Consider the following 9,643-nt stretch of genomic DNA (forward strand, 5'->3'; position numbering starts at 1 on the left):
AAAATGAAGAACAGATAGACGAAGTTTAATGTGGAAAAGAGCAAGGCGTTTCATATTTTTTGACAGCGTATATACTAGTACGTGAGGATCAAAAAATATGAAACAACGACGCCAATTTTTCAAATTAAACGAGTATATCTAAACCGCTTCTGAACCGGCTATAATCTCTATTAATTCCGTAGTAATAATAGCCTGTCTTGATCTATTTAGCTTTAAAACTAACTTGCTTATTAAATCATTAGCATTATTTGTTGCATTTTCCATAGCGGTCATTCTAGCGCCCTCCTCACTTGCTCTACTTTGTAGTAAAGCATAATTTATTTGGGAATTCACATATAAATTAATGAGATTAGAAATGAGATTTTCTCCCTCATATTCATAATTATAGTCAATTGATTTGGACTCGCCTACTATGTCACTCATCGCTCTCCTATTATTTATAGGCTTCGCTGCTCGTTCCTTGTATCCGAATCCGACTAAATTAACTATAGGATTATCTATCATAGAATCATCCTGATATTTTGCTACTGGTAAAATCTGTTGTCTAGTCATAATTTGAGTCATTGCGTTCTTAAATTTATTAAAATATATAATACAATTACTAACTTCTAGATTTTCTACTGCCGACATAATTTTTTGTTTTACTTGTAGCATCAGATTTTCATTATGAATTTTGGGTAACTCAAAATAACTATCAATATAATTTACATATTGCCTTTTTAGTGCTTCGTAACCTCTTTTTCCAATAATGATAAGTTTTATTTGTTCGCCTTTATTTTCTAACTCTTTAATATCATTCTTAACTTGCTTAATTATACTGTAATTAAACGTTCCGCATAAACCACGCTGTGATGTCATAACTATCAATAAATTTGCTTTATTCGGCACGGTATTAAAAAATTTCTGCTCTTCTATAGATAACTCATACATATCAATTGATAATATAGCAGACATCATTTTACTAACAGCCTCAATATAAAAATTTGAATTGGCTATTTGACTCTTTATTTTTGCCATTTTAGAAGCTGATACTAGTTGCATTGCTTTAGTAATCTTTTGTGTAGATTTAACGCTTTTAATTCTAGCTCTTAACTGCTTTAAATTTGACATATTTATTTAGTATTTTTATGTCATTGCGAGGCACGAAGCTTTGTTGCAATCTCGTCAAATATCCTGAGATTGCCACGGTCCTTTCAGTCACTCGCAATGACGATTTAGTATCCACACAAAAACAACATCATTTTATTTAACAAATTCCTTAACAAAGTTTTCTAAAAATGCTTTCAGTTTCTGCTCGGTTTCTTCAGTTATACATTGCTCGTTTTTTATTGATTCCAAAATATCTTTTTTATTTAACCTTATCTCCGTAAGCATTTTATCTTCAAATTCTTTTACTTTCTGAAGCGGGACATCATTTAAATATTTCTTAGTTCCAACATAAATACTTACTATTTGTTCTTCTACCGGAAAAGGATGATATTGAGCTTGTTTTAATATCTCAACTAATCTTTTACCGTGATCGATTTGTGCTTTAGTGGCAGGGTCTAAATCTGATCCAAATTGCGAGAAAGACTCAAGCTCTCTAAATTGAGCAAGCTCTAGCTTTACCGAACCTGCTACCTGCTTCATAGCCTTTATTTGTGCTGCAGAACCAACACGGCTTACCGAAATACCGACATTAACGGCAGGTCTTACGCCTTTATAAAATAGCTCACTTTCTAAGAAAATTTGACCGTCGGTAATCGAAATAACATTTGTTGGGATATATGCAGATACATCACCTGCCTGCGTTTCGATTATAGGAAGAGCAGTAAGTGAACCACTGCCTTTTTCCTCTGACATTTTAGCAGCACGCTCAAGCAACCTTGAATGCAGGTAGAACACGTCGCCGGGATAGGCTTCTCGCCCGGGAGGTCTTCTAAGTAATAATGAGATTTGTCTATATGCACCGGCATGCTTACTTAAATCATCATAAATAATAAGTGCGTGCATGCCGTTATCACGAAAATATTCGCCCATACTACAGGCAGAATAAGGGGCAATGAATTGAAGAGCTGCAGCTTCCGAAGCAGTAGCCGAAACAATGAGTGTATAGTCCATGGCTCCGGCATCTTCTAGTTTTTTTACTATTTGTGCAACACTTGATCTTTTCTGCCCAATAGCTACATAAATACAATAAATTTTATCACTTTCATTAGTAAGTGAATGAGCTTGTTTTTGATTAATAATAGTATCAACGGCTATAGCTGTTTTTCCAGTTTGCCTATCACCGATTATTAACTCTCTTTGTCCTCTACCTATTGGGATTAACGAATCTATAGCCTTTATTCCAGTTTGTACAGGTTCACTCACGCTCGTTCTTTCTATTATCCCCGGAGCCTTCATCTCGATATGTCTGTACTCTTTACTTGCAATATCGCCTTTGCCGTCAATAGGATTACCTAGAGCATCAACAACACGACCAAGCAAAGCTTTTCCTACCGGTACTTCTAACACTTCTTTAGTTCTTTTGACATTATCACCTTGCTGTACTTGGTTATCATCCCCCATAATTACAGCACCGACACTATCGTTTTCCAAGTTTAAAACAAGGCCCTTAACACCGGATTTAAATTCTATTACTTCACCGGATTTTACATTAGCAAGACCGTAAATTTGGGCTATACCGTCACCGACGGTTATTACCTGCCCTACTTCCTCAAGCTCACTTAAGCAATTAATATTAGCTATTTCCTTTTGTAATATTTCAGCTACTTCAATAGGCTTTAGTTTCATGTGGTTTATGTCTCCTAATTTTCTTGTCATTGTGAACGAACATTGCCCGTGTGGATACCGAGTCGTCATTGCGAACAGCCGTAGGCCTCGTGGCAATCTCATAAAATATCCTGAGATTGCTTTGTCAATTATTTCGTAATTTCCTCACAATGACTATATAAATATCTATACAGCAATATTAACTGTCTTTAAAGCTTTCGTTATTTTCTCTAAACTACCTTTTATTGAGTAATCTTGCAACATACTATCATATTTAATTACAATACCGCCAATAATAGTATTATCTATATCAAATAATATTTCTGTTTTTTGATTTAATTCTTTTTCTATACGAGATTTAATCCACTCCTGCTCTTTAGGTTGTAACTTATTTGCAGAAATAACCTGAACTATCTTTATGTTTTTACTTTCATATAGTAAAGTATTATAAGCATCTACTATATTAGATAAAATAGCAGTACGCGAATTTTTCACCAATAACAATAAAAAATTTTGTACTATTGTGCTAATTTTGATATTTTTTGCTAATGAATTAACTGCGTTAATTTTGTCATTCTTATTTACTATAGGAGAAAATAGGAAGTCTCTGATATCAAAATTATCGGTAATTATACGGTTTATAGAAGTAATTTCTTCAAAGATCTTATCTTGTATATTATCAACCATAGCGTTATTAAATAACGCTACTGCATAATTCTTGATTAAATTACCTTTGTTCATTTTCTTAATTTATATCTCCGAAGTAAAATGAAACGTATATACGAAGCTCAACTTCAACAAGAGCAAGGAGTCTATAAGGCAAGGAGCGGAGCATATACTTAATACGTGAGCACCACAGCTCTTATAAGACGACGTAGCCAATTCTTGAAGTTCATCGAGTATATTATATATGTATTGCCCTATCATAAGCAGAGAATACTGATTCATGCATCATTTCCGATAAAGTCGGATGCGGGAAGATAGTGTTAATTAAATCTAACTCCGTTCCTTCTAAATTTTTTGAAACCACATATCCTTGTATTAATTCCGTAACTTCCGAGCCTATCATATGAGCTCCAAGCAACTCACCCGTCTTAACATCAAATATAGTTTTAATTAAGCCATCGCTATCACCGCTTACTAAAGCCTTACCGTTAGCTATAAAAGGAAATCTGCCTATTTTAAGTTCATAACCTAAGGTTATTGCTGCTTCTTCAGTCAAACCGACGCTTGCTATCTGCGGCGAAGAATAAGTGCAACCAGGAATATTATGTTTATTAATAGTATGCGGTTTTAAGCCTGCTATGCTTTCCGCTGCAATAATACCTTCATGGCTTGCTTTATGAGCTAAACAAGGCACTCCTGCTACATCGCCTATAGCATAAATTCCTGATGCCGCAGTTTGCATTAACCCGTTAGTAGTTATATAGCCGTTTTCTACTTTAATTTTTGTTTTCTCAAGACCTAAATTTTCCGTATTAGCTGTAATACCTACTGCCATAAGTAAAATTTCAGCTTGTAATTTTTGTGTTTTATCTGCTAACTCTAACTCAATTTCTATCTTATCTTTTGATTTTGTTTGCTTAATTAACTTAGCATTTGTAATAATTTTTATACCTTTCTTCTCAAAGTTCTTATGAGCGATTCCGCTAATTTCCATATCTTCAGCAGGCAATATTCTATTATGTGCCTCAATTACGGTAACATCCACACCAATACTATTATAAAACGAAGCGAATTCTATACCGATTGCACCTGAACCGACAATAATCATAGATTTCGGCACATGCTGCGGTATCATAGCTTCTTTAGAAGTCCAAATTTGTTTACCGTCAGGCTTAAAGCCTTTTAAAACCCTAGATCTTGCGCCGGTAGCTATAATAATATTTCCTGCTTTTACTGTAGGTTTATCATTTATATTTATTACCTTATTTCCTGCAAGACTTGCTACTCCGTCTATCACAGTCACTTTGTTTTTTTTCAGTAGTAATTTAACACCGCCTGCAAGCTTATTTGAAATCTCTCTTGAGCGTTGGACTATGTTCTTAATGTTGATTTCAGCACCTTTAGCATCAATTCCATAATCTTTAGCATGTTTTATATATTCAAAAACCTCAGCAGATTTAAGCAGGGATTTAGTCGGTATACACCCCCAATTAAGACATACCCCACCCAAATGCTCTTTTTCTATTAATACAACTTTTTTCTTTAATTGTGCTGCTCTAATTGCTGCAACATACCCACCTGGACCACCGCCTATAACGGCTACATCATATTGTTCCATTTTATTTTTATTTTGTTAGTTTGTTTATTATGAACATTAATGTCATTGCGAGGAGATGCACAACATCGACGCAGCAATCTCAGGAATCATACACTATCTTATCTCCTGAGATTGCTTACGCTCCTTTTAGTCGCTTGCAATGACGAAAATGGAAATGACACTAGAGTATACTACTCTTCAGCATCCATCTATTCTTTTCATGCACCTTAATTCGTCCAATAATCATATCGGCTGTACCCTCATCGCCCTCTGCTTGTGCTACTTTGAGTCCCTTATATAATGTATCTCTAATAATATCTTGATCTTTTGTTAGACTTTTAAGCATTTCATTTGCCGTTGCGTTTAGATTTGCCTCATCTATAGATGCAAGTTTTATTAAATCTGATAATGCGGGAACTTTAGCATTTAAACTTCTTATTCTTTCAGCAAGCTCATCTAAGCTTTCAGCTAAATCTTCATACTGTCCCTCAAATAATAAATGTAGACTTCTAAACTCTGCTCCTTCTACATTCCAATGATAATTTTGTGTTTTAAAATATAAAGCATAGCTATCTGCTAAAATTTGTTCTAAAGCTTTTACTACTTGCATAATACCCTTAAATTTCTATGAACTTTTTGACTTTATAACATTTCTTTAGATACTTCAAGCGATATTGAAATTTATATAATTTCACCTAATTGCAATGATTATATATTAATTATTAATTTTTGTTAATAATTTCTTGACTATTAAATAAGTACTGCTGATTATGCCCTTCAATTTTAAAAACCAAAAGGAATAGCAAAATGATACATCAATTAACTTCATTTTTAACCACTGTGGCAAGAATTACTACAACCAGTAAGAGCAACAATTGGAGATCAAGAATATAATATGCTTCAAATAGGATATAACGGAGAAAATTATTATATAGATCCTACTACAAAAAATTTAATTGTATCGAATTGTCCTAAAAACAATATGGCAGCGATGGAGTATAGCAAAGGAATTGAATTATTAAATAACGATATCATGAACCTAATATTTAGAGGATTTTTCAAAATAAAGAAAGTGTTAACTAACTATAGACGAGGCTATTATTACTGCAGTTAATTATAATGGAGACGATATACGAGATTATATATTAAAAAAAACAAGGGATAATACTTTTATGCATGAGGAAACATTGATGAAAATATGTCAAGAAAATTTTCGTTATTATTTTGATCCACAAAATTATACTAAAATTTAAAACCCTACTATTGAGTATATACTTAATACTGCAGCAACTAATAACCCTATTACTATAGGTTATAGTAAAGGATGCAAAATATTTGAGGTACTTAAAGGAAATAATTTGAATGGAATTTCTTCAGCAATACAGGATTTAATATCTAACCCGATATCTAGCACTACTCAAGGTACTAACATAATAGAAAACTTATTAGAACTCATAACAAAAGACTTATCTGAAATAGCAGCTAATCCGATTAATAACACAATAACAAGCTCTACTGCCGAAATTTCTGAATCAATCTTTTCCGATAACACCGAAAGTTAGACTGAAACGGGAATAAATTTAATTAATAACACCGTAGCAAACCTTACTAATACTGCTTTCAATACAACTTACAACTCTCAAGAAAATATGTTTGATGAGAGTGATAACGATAATTCCTTAGTTGCTCAATATATAAGCATTGGCACAGCTGTAGTTACCTCCATAGCTGTTATAATAGGTGTAGGGGTAACTTGGTATGTTAGAAATAAAAACGCAACAAAAGCTAAATTAAAACAATATATTGATGAAATTGAAGCTGAAAAACTTGCTGCTGAAATTAATGAAGATGTTACTACTGAAAATAACACTCTACTTGATAATGATCATGCTGTGTGAGATATGACCGGAGTCTTCTATGAAGAAGAAGGTACTTTAGTATAGATAACCCAGAGTATTGCTTTTTAATCAACAACCAATAGCAAATTCACTATTGGTTGTTCCTCGAAAATAAAAATTGAGATTTATTTCAATTCTTGATTTATCAATTCTTTTAGCTTTTCTTTCGCTGCTTCTTTAGAACGTTGCCCTGCATAAGAATAATAATTTTTATTATCTTCAATGAAATGTACAAAGAAAACTGTTCTGTCATTTTTTTGTAGCCAACCTATAAACCATCCAATTTTATGATCCTTTAACTTTACAGTTCTATCTTGGCTAAGTTTATTACCACTACCTGTTTTACCGTAACGCTTCCAACAATCTACAAAATCTTCAATAAACAAAATATTTTTAGTCATTTCCTGGGCTTGAACACTTACAGGCAATTTATTCTCTGCTAGTTTCTGAAGAAAAGCTAATTGTGCTTACGGTGACATTTCTAAAGAACTAGAAAGCCATGCATTAGTTAAACCGTTATTCTTGCCTTTATCTCCTCCTGAAATATCACAATTACCATAATCACATTATGTTACATAATCACGAAATTTTTCAATACCTAATTCTTTAGTAATAATCTGAGAATACCAAACACAGCTATTCTTCATCCAATCTTTAGGTGTTTGGGATTGTTTCCAAACTTTAAGATAGTCAGCATATCCTGCTTTAACAGGTAATTTTGGATGAGTTTCATCAATTAAAAACCCATCATCATAACCCATTAAACTTATAGCAATTTTAAATGTTGAGCATGGAGCATAACGAGACTCACAATTACCTTCTTGTTTTATAATTTTCATTAACTAAAAAACAATCCACGTGAGTTATAAAAGTTAAGTGATATGAGGGCAGTGAGATATAAAATAATTTTTTTCATAGGTTCAAATAAAAATAGGTGGTTTTGTTGCATGACATAGAGAACAGGGAATGACATCGGCTTAAACTAATTATACAGTTTAGTAAATGTCCTGCGATTGATCTTCCTTACTCGGTACATAATCAAAAATATCATTATTATCGTGATTATCAATCATATATTCATTCTCAAGCATCTGAACATTATTTACTTTAAATGCTTCTATAACAGTACCGCTTGGTGTAATTTTACCAGTTGCTCTATCTACGGCGATTAGCTTAATTGAATCTGGAACTTTGAAAGGCAGCGATGGCTTATCCTTATAAGCATTACTCATAAAATCAATAAAAATCGGTAATACTACGTTTGAGCCTGTTGCTCTTTTTCCAAGCTCTTTCGGTGTATCATAACCCACATAACTGCCGACTACTATTGTGGGTGTAAAACCTACAAACCATGTATCTTTACTATTGTTACTAGTACCGGTTTTTCCGCCGATAATTTTCCCTAACTTCTTCGCAGCATAACCGGTACCTCTATCTATTGCTCCGGTTAAAAATGAAGTAATTTGATAATCACTAGCTTCATCCGTAACTCTATAGATATATTCTTTCGGTATTTCTAATATTGCAGTATCTAAATTACTATCCGAAACATTACAAGCAAGACATTCTCTATCATCTCGCCTATAAATAATTTTACCGTTACGATCTTTAATTAATTCTACAAAATGAGGCTCAACTTTTTTACCACCGTTAGCAATAATTGCATAAGCATTAGTCATTCTGCTAAGTGTGGTTTCAATTGAACCAAGTACCATAGAGTAAACTTTTTTTGGTTCATTATTAATACCGAAACGCTTAATTATATCAACGATTTTTGTAAGTCCTACGGCAGTTGCAACTCTTACGGTTATAAGATTACGAGATTTTTCAAGACCAGTACGCATAGTGATTTCACCTAAAAACTTACCCTCATAATTTTTAGGACGCCAACTAGGCATCCCTGGACCTTGCGAAATCTCAATAGGTCCATCATTAAAAATCTGATTCGGCTTAACACCGTTTTCAAGAGCTGCTAAATAAACAAAGGTTTTACTCAAAGAACCGGGTTGACGCAGTGCTTGAGTTACTCTATCAAATTTACTTGTGGAAAAATCATAACCACCAACGCTTGCAAGTACCTGTCCGGTATTTGGGTTCATAACCATAATAGCACCGTTTACTTCAGGAATCTGACGAAGAGCATACCCCTCTTTTATAGCCTCAACCACTATCACATCACCTTTTTTAAGCAAGGTCTTAACTGATTTAAGATTACTTCTTGCCCATTTCATTTCAGCAATAGGCATCTTAGATTTGCTGCCGTCTATAAGTCCAATCTCTACATGATTATCGGCCACATCTAGAACTACAGCTAATTTATACTCTAAAAGCGATGGAGGAGTCGGTAGTTTTTTTAGCTCTCCTTGCCAATTATCAAGAGAAATATTAGCTATAGGCTTTCTAAAACCACGCTTTCTATCAAACTCCCTTAGACCTTTTCTTAGAGAGTTTTCAGCTAATTGCTGCATCTTTGCATCTAAAGAAGTAATAATAGTAAGACCTCCGGTATAAAATTCTTCCTGACTATTTAACATCCTAATTACTTCTTCTCTGACCTGTGCAGCATAATAATCTGCCGTAACAGTTTCTTCCTTAGCTCGTTTACGTAAAACTATCGGGCTATCCATAGCTTCCTTCGCAGCATCTCTTGTTATATAACCATCTTCAAACATACGTGCTATTACGTAATCACGACGAGCTTTTACTCTAGCATAGTTTCTCTCAGGAT

Annotated in this window: 11 protein-coding genes; 3 read left to right on the plus strand and 8 right to left on the minus strand. The window is 33.6% G+C overall.

The genetic code is table 11. The features are described from left to right. Nucleotides 1-138: 138 nt before the first annotated feature. The 5 genes from atpG to BG75_RS06480 form a co-directional block, all read right to left on the minus strand. Nucleotides 139-1,110, minus strand: a complete 972-nt coding sequence (atpG, locus tag BG75_RS06460; RefSeq protein ID WP_062811832.1) for an ATP synthase F1 subunit gamma — start codon at nt 1,108-1,110, stop codon at nt 139-141. Nucleotides 1,111-1,242: 132 nt separating this feature from the next. Further along, nucleotides 1,243-2,775 (minus strand): F0F1 ATP synthase subunit alpha, encoded by a 1,533-nt coding sequence (gene atpA / locus BG75_RS06465; protein WP_062811833.1) that lies wholly within the window; start codon nt 2,773-2,775, stop codon nt 1,243-1,245. Between the two features lie 165 nt (nt 2,776-2,940). Next, nucleotides 2,941-3,495, minus strand: coding sequence for an ATP synthase F1 subunit delta (gene atpH / locus BG75_RS06470; RefSeq protein WP_062811834.1), 555 nt, complete (start codon nt 3,493-3,495; stop codon nt 2,941-2,943). Between the two features lie 163 nt (nt 3,496-3,658). Further along, complete coding sequence (gene lpdA, locus BG75_RS06475) at nt 3,659-5,038, minus strand: dihydrolipoyl dehydrogenase (protein ID WP_062811835.1); 1,380 nt, start codon at nt 5,036-5,038, stop codon at nt 3,659-3,661. A gap of 160 nt (nt 5,039-5,198) precedes the next feature. After that, nucleotides 5,199-5,627, minus strand: a complete 429-nt coding sequence (locus tag BG75_RS06480) for a Dps family protein (RefSeq protein WP_012151348.1) — start codon at nt 5,625-5,627, stop codon at nt 5,199-5,201. A 285-nt stretch (nt 5,628-5,912) separates the two neighbouring features. Between BG75_RS06480 and BG75_RS06485 the strand changes: the two genes are divergently transcribed. From BG75_RS06485 to BG75_RS06495, 3 genes are all read left to right on the plus strand, one after another. Beyond that, nucleotides 5,913-6,131 carry a hypothetical protein gene (locus BG75_RS06485; RefSeq protein WP_062811836.1) on the plus strand — a complete coding sequence of 73 codons (219 nt, stop codon included), beginning with the start codon at nt 5,913-5,915 and terminating at the stop codon, nt 6,129-6,131. Nucleotides 6,132-6,375: 244 nt separating this feature from the next. Further along, nucleotides 6,376-6,579 carry a hypothetical protein gene (locus tag BG75_RS06490; protein ID WP_062811837.1) on the plus strand — a complete coding sequence of 68 codons (204 nt, stop codon included), beginning with the start codon at nt 6,376-6,378 and terminating at the stop codon, nt 6,577-6,579. Nucleotides 6,580-6,666: 87 nt separating this feature from the next. After that, entirely contained in the window at nt 6,667-6,915 is a 249-nt protein-coding gene (locus tag BG75_RS06495; protein ID WP_062811838.1) for a hypothetical protein, read from the plus strand. Nucleotides 6,916-7,040: 125 nt separating this feature from the next. Here the strand turns inward: BG75_RS06495 and BG75_RS10235 are convergent, their stop codons facing one another. From BG75_RS10235 to BG75_RS06510, 3 genes are all read right to left on the minus strand, one after another. Next, complete coding sequence (locus BG75_RS10235) at nt 7,041-7,316, minus strand: penicillin-binding transpeptidase domain-containing protein (protein ID WP_252903703.1); 276 nt, start codon at nt 7,314-7,316, stop codon at nt 7,041-7,043. A gap of 165 nt (nt 7,317-7,481) precedes the next feature. Then, nucleotides 7,482-7,754 (minus strand): penicillin-binding transpeptidase domain-containing protein, encoded by a 273-nt coding sequence (locus BG75_RS10240; protein WP_062811840.1) that lies wholly within the window; start codon nt 7,752-7,754, stop codon nt 7,482-7,484. 156 nt (nt 7,755-7,910) lie between these two features. Next, the coding region (locus BG75_RS06510; protein ID WP_252903704.1) for a penicillin-binding protein 1A at nt 7,911-9,643 on the minus strand (1,733 nt) is incomplete at its 5' end.

The organism is Rickettsia endosymbiont of Proechinophthirus fluctus (genome assembly GCF_001602635.1).
GTDB lineage: Bacteria > Pseudomonadota > Alphaproteobacteria > Rickettsiales > Rickettsiaceae > Rickettsia > Rickettsia rickettsii.